Here is a 381-nt window from a genome sequence, read left to right as displayed (position 1 = left end):
CACCGCGACGTCAAACCGGCGAACATCCTGATCTCCGAGTACGGCGAACCGCAACTGACCGATTTCGGGATCGCCCGGCTGTCGGATCGGCAGGACACCACGCGAGGCTTGGTGGTGGGCTCTCCCGCCTACACCGCGCCGGAGCTGCTGCACGGGCAGTCTCCGTCGGTCGCCTCGGACGTCTACGGACTCGGCGCCACCTTGTTCACCGCGCTGGCCGGCCGGCCGGCCTACGCGCGGCGCCGCGGGGAGGAACTGGTGGCGCAGCTGCTGCGGATCAGCACCGAACCGATCCCGGATCTGCGCGAGCGGGATGTTCCGGAGGGTGTGTGTGCGGTGATCGAGCAGGCGATGGCCCGTGAGCCCGCCCACCGCTTCGGC

Annotated in this window: 1 protein-coding gene; it reads left to right on the top strand. The window is 70.3% G+C overall.

The annotated features are described in order from the left end of the window. Window positions 1–381, top strand: a 381-nt coding sequence (locus CQZ88_RS31675) for a protein kinase (RefSeq protein WP_258008745.1), incomplete at both ends; no start/stop codon positions are given.

The sequence above is a fragment of the Rhodococcus sp. ENV425 genome (genome assembly GCF_002887785.1).
In the GTDB taxonomy this organism is placed as follows: Bacteria; Actinomycetota; Actinomycetes; order Mycobacteriales; family Mycobacteriaceae; genus Rhodococcus; species Rhodococcus aetherivorans.
The sequence above is the reverse complement of the archived record's forward strand: the minus strand, read 5'-3'. Positions and strand labels throughout refer to the sequence as shown.